Here is a 17,435-nt window from a genome sequence, read left to right as displayed (position 1 = left end):
TGCGGATGCCCTTTTCGACAGCCGGGATGTATTCCTTCGGAACCGTACCGCCAACGACCTTGTTGGTGAAGATGATCTCGTCCGGCTTGTCAGACGGAGCGAACTCAATCTTGACTTCAGCGTACTGACCCGAACCACCCGACTGCTTCTTGTGGGTGTAGGTCTCAACGTGCGGCTTCGTGATCGTCTCACGATAAGCAACCTGAGGTGCACCGATGTTGGCATCAACGCCGTATTCACGACGCAGACGGTCAACAATGATGTCCAGGTGAAGCTCACCCATGCCCGACAGGATGGTCTGACCCGTTTCCTGATCGGTCTTGAGGTGCAGGGACGGATCTTCAGCCGTCAGCTTCTGCAGTGCCAGCGTCATCTTCTCGACGCCGTCCTTGGTCTTCGGCTCGACAGAGATGTCGATAACCGGAACCGGGAACTGCATACGCTCCAGAACCACCGGATCAGCGGCATCAGCCAGCGTATCACCCGTGACCGTGTCCTTCAGACCAACGAACGCAGCAATGTCACCCGCACCAACGGACTTCACTTCCTGACGCTTGTCAGCATGCATCTGGAACATGCGGCCAACGCGTTCCTTGTGACCCTTGGTCGTGTTCAGGATTGTATCGCCAGCGTTCAGCACGCCGCGATAGACGCGAACGAAGGTCAGCGTGCCGTACTTGTCGGAGATGATCTTGAAGGCCAGGCCAGCAAACTTGCCATCCGGATCGACAGGAACGATCGGCAGGAAGTCTTCGTCAACCTCTTCGCCTTCCGGCGGAGCAATACGGATGCCTTCAACTTCGTCCGGAGCCGGAAGATAGTCGATGACGGCATCGAGCAGAGGCTGAACGCCCTTGTTCTTGAACGCCGTACCGCACATGACAGGACGGAATTCGCCGGAGATTGCACCCTTCTTGATGCACTTCTTCAGCGTGGCGATGTCAACATCGCCCTTCTCGAAGTACTCTTCCATGGCGTCGTTATCAACGGCAAGAGCGGTGTCAAGCAGGGTCTGGCGAGCTTCCTCAGCCTTTTCCTTCAGGTCAGCCGGGATCTCTTCGTAGTGGAACTTGGCGCCGAGTTCGCCGCCTTCCCACACGATGGCACGCATCTCGACCAGATCGACAACACCAACGAAATTTTCTTCAGCGCCGATCGGCAGCTGCAGCGGAACTGCAACGATGTCCAGCTTCTCTTTCAGCGTGCTGAAAGCGTAGTAGAAGTCTGCACCCGTACGGTCGAGCTTGTTGATGAAGATGATGCGCGGCACGTTGTAGCGGTCAGCAAGACGCCAGTTGGTCTCGGACTGCGGCTGCACACCAGCAACACCTTCGATGACGAAGATGGCGCCATCGAGCACGCGGAGCGAACGGTTCACTTCAATGTTGAAGTCAATGTGGCCCGGGGTGTCGATGATGTTGATGCGGTGGTCGTTCCACTCACACGTCACGGCAGCCGAGGTGATCGTGATGCCACGCTCACGCTCCTGCGCCATGTAGTCGGTGGTGGTGTTGCCTTCGTGGACCTCACCGATCTTGTGAGAGACACCCGTGTAATACAGGATACGCTCGGTCGTGGTGGTCTTACCGGCATCGATATGCGCGGTAATACCGATATTGCGAATCTTCGAGAGAGCCGATTTGGCTTCCTGAACGCTTTCGGACACGGAGAACCTCCAAAAAACAATAAAAGGTGTTTCAGTCTGGACTGAAACACCTCCGCTGCGGCTCGTTAAAGCCGAACCTGATTTGTCCCAGTGGCGGCTGAATGACCCAGACCGCCATGGTTTTCAAGAGTAATCTTTATGACCCGACATCAGCCGGGAAGATTTCTCAGGCGGTCTGTGCAGCCTTGCGTTCCTGAACGCGCAGGATACGACGCTTGATGACCTGAGCTTCTTCAGGAAGCTTGCGGTTTGGCGTTCCCAGCAGGAACGAATCCAGCCCACCATTATGCTCGATCGTACGGATACCATTGGTGGACAGGCGCATGCGCACTGACGAACCAAGAATATCGGAGATCATCGTGGTCTCCTGCAGATTCGGGAGAAAACGACGGCGGGACTTGTTATTGGCGTGGCTGACGTTATTGCCCGTCAGCACGCCCTTGCCCGTGACCTGGCAACGGCGAGACATGGTAGCACTTTCCTCGATGCTGGATGACGCAGGACAGCGGAGGCCCGGCGCGTTCCGTAAATCAGGCGCGGCTTATCGCGAACGAGAGGGCTTTCGTCAAGCCCTCATGACCGCTTCTCCTGCCTGAACCGACCACATTCTTGCATAATAACCGTCTTTTTGAAGCAATTCCGTGTGCGTTCCGCGTTCGACTACCCTGCCTGCATCCAGCACAACAATCTGATCAGCGTCCTGCACTGTGGACAGACGATGCGCGACGATCACTGTTGTCCGGGAAAGAGAAAGCGCACGCAACTCCTGCTGTATCGCGGCTTCCGTCCACGTATCAAGCGCGCTCGTCGCCTCATCAAGAAGCAGAATGCGTGGGTCCTTGAGAAGCACACGAGCAATTGCGACGCGCTGTTTTTCGCCTCCTGAGAGTTTCAGTCCCCGCTCTCCAACGACTGTGTCATATTTTTCTGGCAGCTCATTAATAAAGTCGTGGATTTGCGCACGGGTGGCTGCGAGTTCGACCGCAGATTCAGGAGCAGACGGATCTCCATAGGCAATATTTTCGCCAATCCCTGCGTTGAACAAAACTGTGTCCTGCGGGACGGTTCCAATCACTCGTTGCAGATCTTCCAGCGCCACATCCCGCAGGTTTTTCTTGTCAATAAAGATAGAGCCCGATGTCGGATCATAAGCGCGGGTCAACAGACGCCCGATCGTTGATTTTCCCGAGCCCGTATGCCCAACGATTGCCAGAGATGTCCCCGCCGGAATATCCAAATTAATATCATGCAGGATTTCGCGGGAGGGATCGTAACTGAAGGAAACATGCTCGAACCTGATCGCAGCAGGACCACCTGTCGCAAGCTTGACGGGCAAGGGTGCTGGATTTTTCGCCTCAACGATTTCTGAGTGCGTACCAAGGAGTTCGAGGTAGTTTTCAAGATCTACCCGGGCATTTCTCCAGCCCGCACTGACGTAATTCAGCGCTCCTACAGAACTATAGAGCCCTCGAAGGTAGCTACCGATCAGAACGAACTGTGCGACACCAATCCTGTGCTGCACGATGTCATGAGCTGCCAGCAACAATATGACCGCGGTTGCCCCCGCAATCAGCAGGCTTCGCGCCATCTGGGAAAGGCCGACCAATCGTTTCAAACGAATTTCAGCGTTCTTCAGAGCGACGCGCGACCGGTCGTAGCGGAGAATTTCCTGATGACTGTTGGCAAAACTGCGAACTGTTTCGAAATTTAGCATACTATCAACAAGTTGATACTGCGCCTGACTGTTCGCTGTATTCCGCGCACGCCGAGCTGTCATTCTCATACGTGTAAAAACGTAAGACACAGCCGCATAGACCCCGATCCCGCCGACAGCCACTACGACATACCGCCAGTCAAAGATCCGAAACACAACGAAAAGCGTCATCATCAGTTCGATGGTGTTTGGCAGAACGTTGAAGAGGACAAGACTGAGCAATGTGCCAATCGCATCCGAGCCACGATCCAGTGTCCTCGTCAGAGCCCCCGTCTGCCGATCAAGGTGAAACCGGACGCTCAGGGCGTGAAGATGCTCCAACCCCACCAGTGCAACACGCCTCTGCAGATCAGCTTCAATAGGCGCAATCAGCATTTCACGGAGCGGCGTCGACAGTCCTGCAACGACCCGGATGATCGCGTATTGGCCAATTAACCAGAACGGGACAGCCAGCAGCACCTGATGCTCTGACAACGCCGACACCATCCGACTGAATAGCCAGGGGGTCGCAACTGTCGTCCCGCTTTCTACAAGAAGCAGAACCATCGCCACCCCGACCCAGAACGCCGTAAGGCCAGGGTTTTCAGGGCGGATTTTTTTCCAGAGTTCTTTGAGAGACAGGCTTTCCGATTTCGAATCGTGTTTCTTTGACATGCCAGACTATGAGAAAGAGAGGCTCCGCTTTGCAATCGCTCGCGCGCATGCGAAACTTTCGATTGTGCTAGAAAAGTCCCCATTCCCGAATCTTGATCCGTTCCTCCGACATATAAAGGCCTGCAACAGCGCACGCCTTCCCGGCGGACGGCTCCCGTTTTTTTGTGCTGACGAGCAGATTGGATGGATTTCCCCCGAAACGTCCCTCCAGCTTGAATCTTTGGGATTGAAAACACAGGAAACGTTCGGCGTTGCCTCAGGAGAGGATTTGTTTCCCCTCTCCCAGACTCTTGCCAAACAGGGCGTGTATGCTTCGCATGATGAGCCCTTCGACGTTCGCAACGAGCAAGGCCATGTCATTGGGCGTGTTGACCGGGGTGCCATTCCGGTTCTGGGAGTAGCGGCAGAAGGCATTCATATGAATGGCCTCGTGGAGCATTCCACAGGCACAATGCTATGGATCGCCCGTCGGAGTATGTCCAAGCGTCTTGATCCTGGGAAACTGGACCATCTGGTCGCTGGCGGCATGAGTGCCGGGCTTAACCCACAGATGACCGTTATCAAGGAAGCTCAGGAAGAGGCTGGCATCCCGGAAGAGCTATCCCGCCGCGCCGTGCCCGTCAGCCGACTGCACTACGCCATGGACCGCCCTGAAGGGCTTAGAAGAGATGTTCTTCACTGCTACGACCTGATCCTGCCAGAAGATTTTGTCCCGGTAGCAGAAGATGGTGAAGTTGAGAGCTTTCATCTGATACCACTAACGGATGCATTCTCTCTCGTTCGGGACACCGATGACTTCAAGTTCAACGTCAATCTTGTTCTGATCGATCTGTTTATCCGGCGGGGTCTGTTCACTCCCAGCGAATGTACCATCCTTAAAAATGCACTGGCACAAACACACTCATGAAAAACCTCGGTCTCACTGCGCTGTTCCTCTCGCTTCCCCTTTTGGGAGGCTGCGTCGTCCCGGTGAGTGTCACGCCCGACCTCTGCCGCGAAATGCGTGCTCAGGATACATTGCAGATCAGAATGATGTTCGGGCAGATGCGCCCAGGCGGACTGCCCATAACGGATGATGAGTGGCAGACATTTGTTACATCCGAAATTACCCCCTATTTCCCGAGCGGTCTGACAGTTTTTAAGGCTGATGGGCAATGGATGAATACTGTGACCCATGTGGTTGGCAGGGAACCGTCCAGAATTCTCTGGGTTGTGACACCTCCCGACAAGAACCTTCAGCACAATCTCCGTGCAATTCAGGCCGCTTACCGGCAACAGTTCTCCCAACAGGCTGTGGGCCTCACCATCCAGTCCGGATGCTCGCTGTTCAACTGAGAACCTACGGGCATGGTGCAAACACTTCGCCAGTGCCCGAACGGATAGCGCGTCAGCCATAATTTCCGGCCACTATTTTCAGGACCCCCATGACCGATCAATTTCCTCCTCGTTCCCCTGAAGTCATTCCGGTGGAAGCCTCGGATTCCACCGGAACCATACAGCGGCGGGCGCGTGGGTTTCTGGCACTCTTTTTCGTGGCTATCGGTCTCTACACACTGAAAAATTTTCTTCCGGCTTTGTTATGGGGATGTGTATTCGCAATTTCCCTGTGGCCGCTTTATCAGCGTGCTGAGCGTCGATTTGGTCGTAATGACTGGCTGCCTATGAGCTTCACGCTAGTTGTTGCTCTGATCTTTCTGGTCCCCGTTTCACTTGTTGGCGTCAAACTTGCCGACGAGATCAGAAGCGCATTGGAGTGGATTGAGGACGTACGCAATAACGGCATCCCGATGCCTGAGTGGGTTCCTCACCTTCCGTTCGTCGCTACGCAGGCAACCACCTGGTGGCAAAACCACATGACCAGCCCGCAACGGCTGTCACATCTGCTCCACTCAGTCGATGTCGCACATGGCATGCAAATGACAAAGCAGGTTGGGTCGCAGGTCGCGCGTCGGGGCACACTTTTCGCCTTCTCCCTGTTAACGCTCTTCTTCCTGCTAAAGGATGGTGATTACGTTATCCGCAAGGGGCTTGTCGGCTCACATCGGCTGTTTGGTGAGCAAGGAGAAAGCCTCGCCAAGCAGATGATCTCATCCGTTCACGGAACTCTCGCAGGGCTGGTTCTGGTTGGCCTAGGAGAAGGTGCGATCATGGGAGTTGCCTATATGCTGACAGGCGCTCCACAGCCGTTGCTCTTTGCCATGCTCACGGCTGTTGCCGCAATGATACCATTTCTTGCATGGCCAACCGTCGGATTGGTCGCACTCCTGCTCTTGGCCAAAAGCAGTATGATCGGCGCAATCGTGGTGATGGCCTTGGGTTCAGTCGTGATTTTTGTAGCTGACCACTTTGTCCGCCCCGTTTTAATTGGCGGCAGCACCAAGATGCCATTCCTCTGGGTTCTGCTCGGCATTCTAGGCGGAGCAGAAACATGGGGCCTTCTCGGCTTATTCCTTGGACCAGCAATTATGGCCGCACTGCACCTGCTGTGGACGCTCTGGACAGAAGAGCGCACAGATAAGACAAAGGCCTGAAAAGGCCTTTTACAAAAACATCATTTTTTTCAGGAAATTACCGCAGGACTGGTCGGGCAGGCGGGATTCGAACCCACGACCCCCAGTCCCCCAGACTGGTGCGCTACCAGGCTGCGCTACTGCCCGTTCGTCCTGCGGTGGCGGTGGTTTAGCAGCGTAAACTCATCACCGCAATGGGGCATCTGCCTTATACAGGAAGAAGACTTCTCAAAATCTGAAGTTCTTCCAGAATTTCCTTCATTTCAGAACGCAGAAATTCGTTTTCTGCATCCAGATGCCTGACAGACGCAGCAAGATGCTGATTCGCATCCTGAAGAGCCAGCACTTCTTCTGTGTCATAAATTGAGAAAGGCGCTTCGGCTTCGGCTTCGGCGAATGTCCTTCCTGTCAGGCACTCGTCAAGCACCCGGTCAGCCTTTTCTTCACGTTCAAGCGCTTCGCGATACTCTGAAAGCGATGCGTCTTCTTCGTCGTGAAGCACTGACGTCTCACTAACGGCGACACTCTCTTCTCTCAGTTCAGGAGCACCAGAGATTTCTGGCACCGCCGGGGCTTCGGGAAAGATAATATCATCCGCAGCGTCTCCTAAAACTGGATCCGCAACTGGTGCGGGCGCTGCATGAACACTCGCAATATTCTCCTCTGCGTTAGGAGAAACAGTGCGATTTTCTAGAGATTTCCGAGCTTTTTCTTCTCTTAAAACTCGCAGAACGCCTTGCCCCTTATAGCCCTGTACGTAGAGAAGATCGGAAATAAGACGAAGCGTCTCGACGTGTTCAGGGCTGTAATAACGACGCCCACTCTCCCCACGAAATGGCTTCACACCCGGATAGAGAGTTTCCCACGAACGCAGCCGATGCTGCGGAATATGGAGTTCCTCCGCAACCTCGCTGATAGTTCTGTAAGCGTCTGGGCCCTTTTTGATTTTCCCAGCGCCAGAATCAGCCAGATTATCGTCGGAGAGATCAGCACTATTAATCGAGCTGGTATCAATCATCTGCGTCGTCCACATCGTCAGCATGGCTTTCCACGCCATTCATCTGGTCCCGCAGAAGCTGCGAAGACCGAAACACCAAGACAGCGCGAGGCAAGATTGGAACCTCGACCCCGGTCTTGGGATTTCGCCCGATGCGTTCTCCCTTCTGGCGAACAGAGAAGGTCCCGAAGCCGCTCAGCTTCACGGATTCACCTGCTTCAAGTGTGGAGGAAATTTTCTCCAATACACTTTCCAGAATCATAGAGGAATCGTGCCGGGACAGCCCAACACGGCTATAGATGTGCTCGACAAGATTCGCGCGCGTGACTGTACTCATGACACATGCGTATCATGACGTTCAGAACAGTCAAAGGAATCAATCGTTAACCTTGAAAGACGATGCGCCGCATCACATGCGAACGAGCGCAGAACCCCAGGTCAAACCGCCACCCAGCGCTTCCATCAGAACAAGATCGCCCTTCTGGATACGACCGTCTCTGACAGCTTCATTCAGAGCCAACGGGATGGAGGCCGCAGACGTATTAGCGTGACGGTCCACTGTCACCACGACACGATCGGCAGGAAGAGCCAGCTTTTTGGCCATACCGTCAATAATACGGAGATTGGCCTGATGCGGTACAAGCCACTGAATATCCTGACCCGTCAGGTTATTGGCTTCCAACGCTTCATCAACAGCCTGGGAAAGCTTAACAACCGCATGACGAAACACTTCTCGCCCAAGCATTTTAAGATGTTGAGTCGTGCCTGCGCAGCCTACTGCCCCGTCAACGTAAAGAATGTCCCCAGATCGACCGTCAGAATGAAGATGGGTAGAGAGAACACCCTCACCTTCTTCAGCTCCGGCTTCCAGAAGTACAGCGCCAGCACCGTCTCCGAACAGAACGCAGGTTGTGCGGTCATTCCAATCCAGCAATCGGGAAAAGACCTCGCTTCCAATTACGAGAACCTTTTTTGCCAACCCTGATTGAATGAACGAATTTGCCGAGGCCAAGGCGTAGACAAAACCCGAACATGCGGCACTGATGTCGAAGCCGAACCCTCTGGTTATTCCAAGAAGGGCCTGCACCTGCGTTGCTACTGCGGGGAAAACCTGATCAGGCGTCGAGGTCGCCACAAGAATGGCATCAACTTCATCAGCACTTACACCGGCCTGTTCAAGAGCCTGGCGCGCGGCTTCGGCGGCCATGGATGCTGTGGTTTCATCACCTGAAACAATATGACGCTGCGTAATGCCAGTGCGCGTCCGGATCCATTCGTCAGATGTTTCGATCTTCTGAGCGAGATCATCATTCGTGACAATCGTACGTGGCAGATAGCCACCCACGCCTGTCAGGCGGGCACGAAGGGGACCGGACATAAAGTTTCTCAGCTCACAGGTTCTTGGGCGACCGTGCTGGTAGCAGCAGAAGCCACATCAGCTCCCAGCATACCGAGCTGATCCAGACGGGCACGGATCTTGTCGTTCAGGTTATGGGTTACGGCATCCATTGCGATATCGACGGCTGCGGCAAAAGCTTCACCATCTGCGCCACCATGGGATTTCACAACAACGCCATTCAACCCGACAAAAACAGCGCCATTGTAACGCCGGGGGTCAATCCATTCCCGCATCCGCTCCAGGCCGGGGCGGACCAGCAAATAGCCGATACGGGTCAGAAGGTTGGTTTCGAAAACACGCTTCAGCAGGCCGAAAGCAAGCTTCAAAGCCCCCTCGCCTGTCTTCAAAGCAACATTTCCCGTGAAGCCATCCGTGACAACCACATCCGTCGTCCCAGCGGTAATGTCATGGCCTTCAACAAAGCCATGAAACTGCTCCGCCAGAGCGCTTTCACGCAGACGTTCAGCGGCCTGACGCAACCTTTCGTCACCCTTAAGGTCTTCTGATCCGACATTCAGGAGCCCGACTGTAGGCTTCGGCAAACCCAGCGCGGCCTGAGCAAAAGCCTCGCCCATAACGGCGAATTCTACCAGATTTCGGGCGTCACACGCGATGTTAGCGCCCAGATCCAGCATAACCGTGTCACCGCGCGCAGAAGGCTGCACAGCAACCATCGCAGGGCGGGAAATTCCAGGAAGCGCTTTGACGATAATCTTGGCCAAGGCCAGCATCGCTCCGCTGTTTCCAGCAGAGACGACGCCACAGGCCTCGCCAGAGGATACAGCCTCCATAGCCATACGCATGGAAGAGCCACGAACGCGCAGAGCTGCGGTTGGCTTCATTTCCATTGGAATACTGGCTGGAGCGTGACGGATGTCACAGATGCGGGCAGCTTTGGGATATCGTGCCAGAGCCGGTTTCAAAACCGTCTCATCTCCGATCAGGAGCAGTCTGGCTGTCGGATGCCGATCAGCCGCCAGTTCGAGACCAGCGAGGACGATATCCGGTGCCCTGTCTCCCCCCATTGCGTCGACGGCAAGGGCATAAGGCCCTAGGGCCGCGGTGTCACGAACAGGCGTGACAGGCGCTTTAGACATTAAGACAGTTTCCCGGACAGCATCGCAGATGCGGATACCCCATCAGAGCATCCGCAGAAGAGATCAGGCGCGGACGGCCGTCTTCAGGCTCTTGCCTGCTGCAACAACTTCACGACCATCGTAATGACCGCAATGGCTGCAAACATGGTGCGGGCGCTTCAGTTCGCCGCAGTTCGCGCATTCTGCATGCGCTTCAGCCTGCAGGGCATGGTGGCTGCGACGCATGCCAGCACGGGACGGCGAGGTCTTTCTTTTAGGGACGGCCATGGCTTTTATGCCTCTTTCTGCTTCTGTGTCGGCACCCTTGCTCCGCTCCCAGCGGCATCCGGTGCCCCGTTGTTCGTCGTCTCGTATTTACGCCGAGTTCAGGCGGGCGGCTCTAGCAGAGCAAACGCAAACCCGCAAGCTAAAGCGAGGGATTTTATTCTTTTTTATCCCCGTTCTTCAGACCCACGAGCGCTGCAAATGGGTTTGGGCGGCGCTCTGACTCAGGCAGGTCCTCGGACTGATCGTCCCCTTCTTCCCCTTCCGCAGGGGCCACGTCAACAGCATTTTCCAGACCGGCACCCGGAAGACGGGGATATGGGTCCAGCATCAGGGCCAGTTGTTCGGCAGCGGCTTCGCCAATGTCCAGCGCCCTGCCATCATGCGGAACGTCGTCAGGGGCATCCAGATTAATGGAATCGATGTCGAATTCATCTTCCGGCATCTGGGATTCCGGAATGAACCGCAGAACAAAGGTCTCGGCGAGCACATCGTCAAATTTTTCTGCCGTGATGACGCATTCCTGTGTCACCTTTGCGCTCAGACGGCCCTGAGCAAGAATTTCGGTCTTGCTTTCAGGGGTCAGAACGAAGCGACACTCAAGATGATGCACTGCCGGAATACCAAACCGCCGCGCCAGGGCTTCACGCTCCTGCGGGGTTGCCGTCACGGTTTCTTCTGTTCCTGCCCCGACCCGACTCAGGGGGATACGACGTGAAAATTCGGGAGAATGAGACATTTGAGCACTCCATCCCCGGTTACATAGGGGAAATCGTTGACAGGCAGGTATCGTTTAAGGCACCCGCAGGGTTGAGCGGTTCTCTTGCACAGGATAGTTTCCGGTTCCATGAATAACGCATCTTTTCTGACGGCTAAAAGCAGAACACGTCTTGTGCAACGCCTTGGCCTCACCGGCTTGGCCTGTGCTCCGCTCCTTCTGGGAGGATGCTCGGTATTCAGCCCGATTCCCGAGCCGCGCGGTTCGCTTATCGAGAAGACCGACTATGCCCAGCTGGTGCCAGGCACCAGCACACGGTCTGATGTGCTCGACAGCCTCGGCTCCCCGACCGCACACGCAACCTTTGACGACAACACATGGATATACGTGTCCATGATCACGTCTCCGACGCCGCTCGGTTTTCCAACCGTGGACAAGCAGCAGGTTGTAGTTCTGAATTTCGACAATTCTGGCGTGCTGCGAAAGATGGACACCCTGAACCGCAAGGATTCCATCCGCGTCGGCATGGTGGGCGCCACAACCCCAACACCGGGCACCAAGACGTCGGTCATTCAGGAGCTGTTGGGTAACGTTGGCCGCTACAACCCAATGAGCAACATGAGCAGCACGTTTGGTGGCAGCCAAGGCCCACTGGGCAACCAGGGCACTGGCAATGGTGGTGCGGGTAATACCCTTCCCTGATCTTCCGCTTATTTTGGCAGGCTGAGCAGAATGCCCAGTCCGCCAAGCGGGCTTTCGAGCAATCTAATCGTGCCTCCATGGGCATGAATGATGTCGCGGACAATCGTCAGCCCCAGACCGCTTCCCCCATTACTTCCTGATCGCGCTGAGTGCAGAATTGTCTCTCGCTGATCAGGCGGAATGCCGGGGCCATTGTCTTCCACAGTAATCTCGACTCTTCGCTCCCCTTCCCAGAGCGAAATTCGCATGGCACCCCCATGCCGTCGGGCATTGTCTGCCAGATTGGTGAGCGCGCGCTTCAGCGCATCCGGGCGTACGGGTATTTCAATCCCTTCACGCCCTTCGACCCCCAGAACCTGACCGCCTGCACGTTTTGCAGCCACAGCGACCTCGTCAATAAGGGATCGTAAATCCGTTGGAACAGGGCGTTCAGATCCCTCTCCACGCGCAAAAGACAGGTAGCTGCCGATCAGCCGCTCCATATCTTCGATATCAGTGACCATATCCTGAATATCGGGCTGAATATCTTCCGCCTGGATGCGCCCCTTCGTCGGAAGCATTGCCATACTAAGGCGCAATCGCGTTAAGGGGGTCCGCAGATCATGGGAAACCCCCGCCAGGACCGCCGTCCTTTGCGCGACAAACCGATTAACGCGATCCTGCATGCGGTTGAACGCAATAGCAGCCTGACGCACCTCACGCGCGCCTTGCGGGCGGATAGCGCCCTCGTCGCGCCCCAATCCGAAAAGCTCCGCAGCCTGAGCAAGCCGACGGATGGCACGCACCTGATTGCGCATGAACAGTGCTGCAATAATGAAAAGAAGTGCCGAACTGCTGAATGCCCACGCAACGAACATCCAGATCGGGCCGATACTGAGCCTCTTATGAGGCGTCAGAACGTCCAGCACACCGTCAGGCAATGCTATAGAGACTCTGACGGTTTCCGGAACGGCAGACCAGTCTACAAAGAAAGGTCGCCCCAGCCCCTGATGCAGAGCACGCTCAAAATCATCATCAATCGGACCGAGGACGTGATTCGTTCCTTCACGACTTAAAGTCGCCTTCGGATGGAAAACGAATGCAAGCTGAGTTCTAGCTGAAGCATCCCGGAGAAGAGCCTCGCGTCGATCCTGCTCGGGGGTACGCTCCAGCATCGACATGACGAGCGATACCTCCCCCGTGATGCCATCAGAAAGGCGACGGGAGACGACATTCAGATATGTCCCGTAAAACAGGATCAGGGCGATTGCCTGCGTGACGAGTAGTGGCGTCAGAACGATCAACATGGATCGTCCCAGCAAAGAGCGCGGCAGAACACGTCGCAGCGGGCGATCCAGTCGCCCCCAGCGATCTTCAGATCCCGGGTTTGAGAACATAACCCTTCCCGCGAACCGTATGGAGAAAACGTGGCTCCTTGGGGTCAACTTCAATGCGCCGCCTGAGACGCGTTACCTGCACGTCTACAGCACGCTCGCCAATCTCATCCATGTCGAGCGCCTTGGCGATTTCCTCACGTGACATGACGACACCAGGGCGGGAGGTCAGCACTCCCAGCAGGGCAGCCTCTCCTCCCGTCAGATGAACAGGGCCATCCGGGCCAGTGAGGAGGCCACGCGGCACATCAAATTCCAGCACTCCAAGCCGCAGAACGGAGGGCACTTCGGAAACCGTAGATACGGCGGGCGTAATCCTTCGTAGATGTGCCCGCAGGCGAAGCAACAGCTCCCGCGGCTCAAACGGCTTCCCAAGATAATCATCAGCACCGGATTCCAACCCGTCGATCCGATCCGCAGGCTCTCCCCGCGCCGTCAGCAGAAGAATCGGCAACGACAGACCCTCAGCCCTGAGCGCCCGTGTTAAGGAAACACCATCTTCGCCCGGCATGGTGACGTCCAGAACGATGGCATCAGGCTGGATCAGTTGCAAAACCTCACGGGCCTGACGGGCATCCTGTGCCGTTGTGACCCGATAACCATTTTCGGCGAGATAGCGCTGCAAGAGCCTGAGCAGGCGCGAGTCATCATCGACAACGAGAATATGCTCGTCACTCATCGAAACCCTCCTCCCGGCGCAATCTGAAGAGGCGAAAGAACGCGCTTGAACCCCTCAACCGCCGTTACTCCTGCCTCCCTGTAAGCCTTCGTCATGACTTCACGGATCAGCTGAAAAAGCTGTCGCTCAATCGCCTCCCCCTCCGGCGTGAGTTTGAGCGGACGCTTGCGCCGATCATGACGGTCTTCTTCCTGCACCAGAAAGTTTCGATCACGTAGGTCTCCCAAGGCACGGCCCAGGGACTGCTTTGTAATCCCGAGGCTGGCAAGCAGAGCGCTGGGAGTGATCCCGGGATGAGCCGCAACCAGAAAAAGAATTCTGTGATGCGCCGAGCCCAGCCCATTCTCTCGCAGCAACGTCTCACACTCGGAATTGAGACTGCGCCACGCAAGCATGAGCGCTTCGTAGGACTGACGGATCTGTTCTTCACGGAGGTAAAGATGGGCAGTCGCAGAAGGTGGTCCGTCCGGAAGGCGCATTGTCACCGGACTATTTCCTCAACATACCCGAAGCGACTGAAATCCTCGATGCGCTGCGGGTACAGGATGCCATCCAGATGATCGTTCTCATGTTGAAGAACATTGGCATGAAAACCCACCGCCTCGCCTTCGACCACGTCTCCATTCTCATCCACACCACGATAATGGACCTTGGCATGACGGATGACATCACCCCTCAGCCCCGGAATCGAGAGGCAGCCTTCACCGCAAATCATCATCTCCTCACCAAGAGGTGTAATTTCCGGATTGATCAAAACACGCGGCAACATGGCCTGTTCAGGGTCCGAAACCCGGTTCGCCGGCACACGATAAACGAAAAGACGCAGGGGGTGATGAACCTGCGGAGCAGCCAACCCGGCACCATTCGCATCGACCATTGTGTCGAGCATGTCTTTGATCAAATGGCGGATTTCCGGGGATGTTGGGTCAGAAACAGGTTCTGCGACCTGGTGCAGGACAGGGTGGCCCATACGGGCAATCTTGAGCAGAGCCATGAGCTTCCTCGATCAGTTGCAGAACGTTAACGCATAAATCCGCCGCAGATTGCGCATGGATAAAAATCAGCACAAGCACCATCGAATGAATTGCACATCTCCAAAAGAGTGTGTTAAGGGCTCCATCCCAATTGGATTGCCATATCACGGGTGACGCTAAAGGCGGGCCCAGAAGGAGTTGACGGCACCGTGCAGGTACTCGTTCGTGACAATAATGTTGACCAGGCGCTAAAGGCGCTCAAGAAGAAGATGCAGCGCGAAGGCGTGTTTCGTGAGATGAAGCTGCGTCGCCACTTCGAGAAGCCCTCTGAGCGTCGCGCCCGCGAAGCAGCAGAAGCTGTTCGTCGTGCCCGCAAGATGGAGCGCAAGCGTCTGGAGCGTGAAGGCTTCTAAAGTCCTTCCCGTTATCTGAACGGACGAGAAAAGCCGCAGCCCTTGGGGGCGCGGCTTTTTTTATTGCCTTACACACCAAAATTCTGGGAGTTGCCTCCTCACCTTTTACGGCAAGGAAGCAGGCATCCCCCTTTCAGCGTGGATCCATCAACCTACGGCTCAGATAAATCGCCTCAAGAGCCCGCTCATGCGCTACTTCAGCGGCATTGACAGTCCCGGCGTGGCCACCTTCCGTATCTTCATAATAGAAGAAGGGTACGTGAAGCTCCTGAAGGCGCGCCGCAAACAGGCGGGCATGCACAGGGCCAACACGATCATCTCGGGTTGAAGTGAAAATGAATGGTGTTGGATAGCTTACATCTGGCTTTAAGGCCTGAAGCGGTGAGGTCTTATTCCAGAACGCTTTTCCCTCGGATGTAGACACACTTCCGTATTCAGCCGCCCATGAGGCGCCCGCCGCCATGTGCTCATAATTCAGCATATCGAGCAACGGCACACCAATGATGGTCGCGTTCCACAGCTCCGGATGCTGTGTGAATTCTACCCCCATCAGCAAGCCACCATTAGATCGCCCACGAATACCCAGACGCTTGGCCGATGTAATGTTTCTGGAAAACAGGTCTCGGGCTACTGATGCAAAGTCATCATAGGCATACTGGCGCCCTGCGTGACGCGCAGCTTCATGCCAGGCTGGGCCGAACTCTCCGCCACCCCGGATGTTTGCCATCACGTAAACCCCACCACGCTCGAACCACGTGATCCCAAGGTCTGGATGATAGACAGGCAGGTAAGAGAGGCCAAAGCCACCATAGGCGGTCATGAGCGTGGGGTTGGCACCATTCTTCGTCCAGTCTTTCGCATGCACGACAAAGTACGGGACCTGCGTTCCGTCTTTACTGGGCGCAAAAAGCTGCTCGACAGTGAGCTTGGACGAATCAAACAGCTCGGGCTGGCTATAGAGAAGCTGTGTGTTCTGCTTGGCTGTGTTGACGCTCCAGATCTGCGGCGGCTGAATGAAGCCTTCGAGCTGGAGATACGCTTCTGAGCTGTGGGGATCAGAAGAGACAATACTGGCGGCCATGTTCTTGGGCAGCTCAATGCTCCGCCCAGACCAATGGCCGTTCGAGGCCCGGCGATAGAGCATCAGTACGGGCTGAACATTGTCATACATAACAACGATCAGACCATCCTTGGTTGCCGCGATAGCGCCATCCATTCCATCCCCGATTGTCTGCCGCTGGGTCGGAGTGACAATGATCTCGGGGGCCTGAGGATGATCTGGATCTACCGCTACAACACTGTCCGCGGGAATAGTCCCCTTCGCCGTTGACCAGTCCTGAAGCAGATGGAAGACCAACTGCCCATCCTGATAGCTCAGACCGTCATATTTTTCCGGCATGGGAAGCTGGCTCGTTTTAAGCGTTCCCGGATCCAGGCGTTCAACTTCGCTATGGAAAAAATCCTTGTGCCGGTCGATCAGGACGACCTGATGCCCCTGCCCGTCCCGCAGGACAGTGGGAACGACTTCCATGTCCTGACCAGTTCCACGGAACACTTCCTGAGCCTGAGACAGGCTCTGCCCGCGCTTCAGGGCACGGACAACATATGGATACCCTGACGTTGTCAGACCGGCATCGGTCGTACCCCAGTCTCGAGAGACCAGAACTGTATCCTTATCGAGCCATGCGACCGCCTGCTTTCCGTTTGGCAGCCGGAAACCGTTCTGCACAAACTGATTGGTGGTCGTGTCGTATTCTCGTAGTTCGTGCGCGTCTTCGCCCGCATTGGATAGACCCAGAAGGCAGATCCGGTCTGCTGGTTCCAGACAGTTCAGCCCTTCCATCACCCAGTTGGCATGTTCAGACCGAGAGAGCTCATCCAAGTCAAAGCGCGTCTTCCATAGCGGATGTCCGCTTTTGAAATCAGCTTCTGAAGTACTTCTCCAGACCCCGCGGGCATGAACTTTGTCCTGCCAGAAATTCCAGATCTCTCCCGCCATTTGCGTGGGAACAGCGAGACGATCCGGTGACTGCTGAGCCGACAGGATCCGATCATAAAGCGGCTTGTATCTAGGGTCAGAAGCCAGAGCGTCCTGTGTTTTTTTATTTTCAGCCTTCACCCAGTGAAGAGCTACTCCGCCATCGACCTGCTCAAGCTGAGCCCTTGAGGGAGTGGCCGTAGCAGCCTGTACCGACGCAAAAGGAAAAAGAGGAAGTAAGAGACAGAGAGCCCGCAGTGCGGAGGGACGCATGCCTGATCCTTTCGGCCGTCATTC

At 55.6% G+C, this 17,435-nt stretch carries 19 protein-coding genes and 1 tRNA gene; 5 read left to right on the top strand and 15 right to left on the bottom strand.

Annotation, left to right across the window (positions count from 1 at the left end; all coding sequences use genetic code 11):
• The 3 genes from fusA to ABF979_RS06535 all read right to left on the bottom strand — a co-directional run.
• The coding region (gene fusA / locus ABF979_RS06545) for an elongation factor G (protein WP_415558628.1) at positions 1-1,666 on the bottom strand (1,666 nt) is incomplete at its 3' end.
• 166 nt (positions 1,667-1,832) lie between these two features.
• The gene (gene rpmB, locus ABF979_RS06540; protein WP_007282133.1) at positions 1,833-2,135 is read right to left on the bottom strand and encodes a 50S ribosomal protein L28; all 303 of its coding nucleotides are present in this window, start codon (positions 2,133-2,135) and stop codon (positions 1,833-1,835) included.
• A gap of 96 nt (positions 2,136-2,231) precedes the next feature.
• Positions 2,232-4,034, bottom strand: a complete 1,803-nt coding sequence (locus ABF979_RS06535; RefSeq protein ID WP_415558626.1) for an ABCB family ABC transporter ATP-binding protein/permease — start codon at positions 4,032-4,034, stop codon at positions 2,232-2,234.
• Positions 4,035-4,302: 268 nt separating this feature from the next.
• Between ABF979_RS06535 and ABF979_RS06530 the strand changes: the two genes are divergently transcribed.
• From ABF979_RS06530 to ABF979_RS06520, 3 genes are all read left to right on the top strand, one after another.
• Positions 4,303-4,941 (top strand): NUDIX hydrolase, encoded by a 639-nt coding sequence (locus ABF979_RS06530; RefSeq protein ID WP_415558625.1) that lies wholly within the window; start codon positions 4,303-4,305, stop codon positions 4,939-4,941.
• Complete coding sequence (locus tag ABF979_RS06525; protein WP_415558623.1) at positions 4,938-5,369, top strand: DUF3574 domain-containing protein; 432 nt, start codon at positions 4,938-4,940, stop codon at positions 5,367-5,369. The genes ABF979_RS06530 and ABF979_RS06525 overlap by 4 nt, the downstream gene beginning before the upstream one ends.
• A gap of 89 nt (positions 5,370-5,458) precedes the next feature.
• Complete coding sequence (locus ABF979_RS06520) at positions 5,459-6,565, top strand: AI-2E family transporter (protein ID WP_415558621.1); 1,107 nt, start codon at positions 5,459-5,461, stop codon at positions 6,563-6,565.
• Positions 6,566-6,614: 49 nt separating this feature from the next.
• On the opposite strand, the gene ABF979_RS06515 is transcribed toward ABF979_RS06520, so the two are convergent.
• The 7 genes from ABF979_RS06515 to ABF979_RS06485 form a co-directional block, all read right to left on the bottom strand.
• Positions 6,615-6,691: transfer RNA gene (locus ABF979_RS06515), tRNA-Pro, on the bottom strand.
• Between the two features lie 61 nt (positions 6,692-6,752).
• A complete protein-coding gene (locus ABF979_RS06510) occupies positions 6,753-7,601 on the bottom strand; it encodes a MerR family transcriptional regulator (RefSeq protein ID WP_415558619.1) in 849 nt (282 codons plus the stop codon).
• Positions 7,555-7,878, bottom strand: coding sequence for an integration host factor subunit alpha (locus ABF979_RS06505; RefSeq protein WP_064273136.1), 324 nt, complete (start codon positions 7,876-7,878; stop codon positions 7,555-7,557). Before ABF979_RS06505 ends, ABF979_RS06510 begins: the two co-directional genes overlap by 47 nt.
• 72 nt (positions 7,879-7,950) lie before the next feature.
• Positions 7,951-8,919: a beta-ketoacyl-ACP synthase III gene (locus tag ABF979_RS06500; protein ID WP_202207324.1), complete on the bottom strand. Its 969-nt coding sequence runs from the start codon at positions 8,917-8,919 to the stop codon at positions 7,951-7,953.
• Between the two features lie 8 nt (positions 8,920-8,927).
• A complete protein-coding gene (gene plsX / locus ABF979_RS06495) occupies positions 8,928-10,037 on the bottom strand; it encodes a phosphate acyltransferase PlsX (RefSeq protein ID WP_415558616.1) in 1,110 nt (369 codons plus the stop codon).
• A gap of 63 nt (positions 10,038-10,100) precedes the next feature.
• Positions 10,101-10,304: a 50S ribosomal protein L32 gene (gene rpmF, locus ABF979_RS06490; RefSeq protein WP_046901404.1), complete on the bottom strand. Its 204-nt coding sequence runs from the start codon at positions 10,302-10,304 to the stop codon at positions 10,101-10,103.
• A 154-nt stretch (positions 10,305-10,458) separates the two neighbouring features.
• On the bottom strand, positions 10,459-11,040 hold the full coding sequence (locus ABF979_RS06485) for a YceD family protein (protein ID WP_046901403.1): 582 nt from the start codon (positions 11,038-11,040) through the stop codon (positions 10,459-10,461).
• A 108-nt stretch (positions 11,041-11,148) separates the two neighbouring features.
• Between ABF979_RS06485 and ABF979_RS06480 the strand changes: the two genes are divergently transcribed.
• Positions 11,149-11,721: an outer membrane protein assembly factor BamE gene (locus tag ABF979_RS06480; protein ID WP_215750824.1), complete on the top strand. Its 573-nt coding sequence runs from the start codon at positions 11,149-11,151 to the stop codon at positions 11,719-11,721.
• Positions 11,722-11,729: 8 nt separating this feature from the next.
• Here ABF979_RS06480 and ABF979_RS06475 read toward each other — a convergent pair whose 3' ends face one another.
• From ABF979_RS06475 to def, 4 genes are read right to left on the bottom strand one after another with little or no spacing between them, the layout of a single operon-like run.
• Positions 11,730-13,097, bottom strand: a complete 1,368-nt coding sequence (locus tag ABF979_RS06475) for an ATP-binding protein (RefSeq protein WP_415558614.1) — start codon at positions 13,095-13,097, stop codon at positions 11,730-11,732.
• Positions 13,075-13,773, bottom strand: a complete 699-nt coding sequence (locus ABF979_RS06470; RefSeq protein ID WP_202207321.1) for a response regulator — start codon at positions 13,771-13,773, stop codon at positions 13,075-13,077. Before ABF979_RS06470 ends, ABF979_RS06475 begins: the two co-directional genes overlap by 23 nt.
• Positions 13,770-14,252, bottom strand: coding sequence for a MarR family winged helix-turn-helix transcriptional regulator (locus ABF979_RS06465; RefSeq protein ID WP_237389955.1), 483 nt, complete (start codon positions 14,250-14,252; stop codon positions 13,770-13,772). The genes ABF979_RS06470 and ABF979_RS06465 overlap by 4 nt, the downstream gene beginning before the upstream one ends.
• A 2-nt stretch (positions 14,253-14,254) precedes the next feature.
• A complete protein-coding gene (gene def / locus ABF979_RS06460; protein ID WP_202207319.1) occupies positions 14,255-14,767 on the bottom strand; it encodes a peptide deformylase in 513 nt (170 codons plus the stop codon).
• 189 nt (positions 14,768-14,956) lie between these two features.
• Here def and rpsU point away from each other — a divergent pair, with 189 nt between their 5' ends.
• On the top strand, positions 14,957-15,160 hold the full coding sequence (gene rpsU / locus ABF979_RS06455; RefSeq protein ID WP_007283570.1) for a 30S ribosomal protein S21: 204 nt from the start codon (positions 14,957-14,959) through the stop codon (positions 15,158-15,160).
• A 133-nt stretch (positions 15,161-15,293) separates the two neighbouring features.
• Here the strand turns inward: rpsU and ABF979_RS06450 are convergent, their stop codons facing one another.
• Positions 15,294-17,411 (bottom strand): prolyl oligopeptidase family serine peptidase, encoded by a 2,118-nt coding sequence (locus ABF979_RS06450; protein WP_415558612.1) that lies wholly within the window; start codon positions 17,409-17,411, stop codon positions 15,294-15,296.
• Between the last annotated feature and the right edge of the window lie 24 nt (positions 17,412-17,435).

Source organism: Gluconobacter sp. (assembly GCF_047723935.1).
In the GTDB taxonomy this organism is placed as follows: Bacteria; Pseudomonadota; Alphaproteobacteria; order Acetobacterales; family Acetobacteraceae; genus Gluconobacter.
Note: the sequence above shows the minus strand (reverse complement) of the source record. Positions and strands in the feature narration are given on the sequence as shown.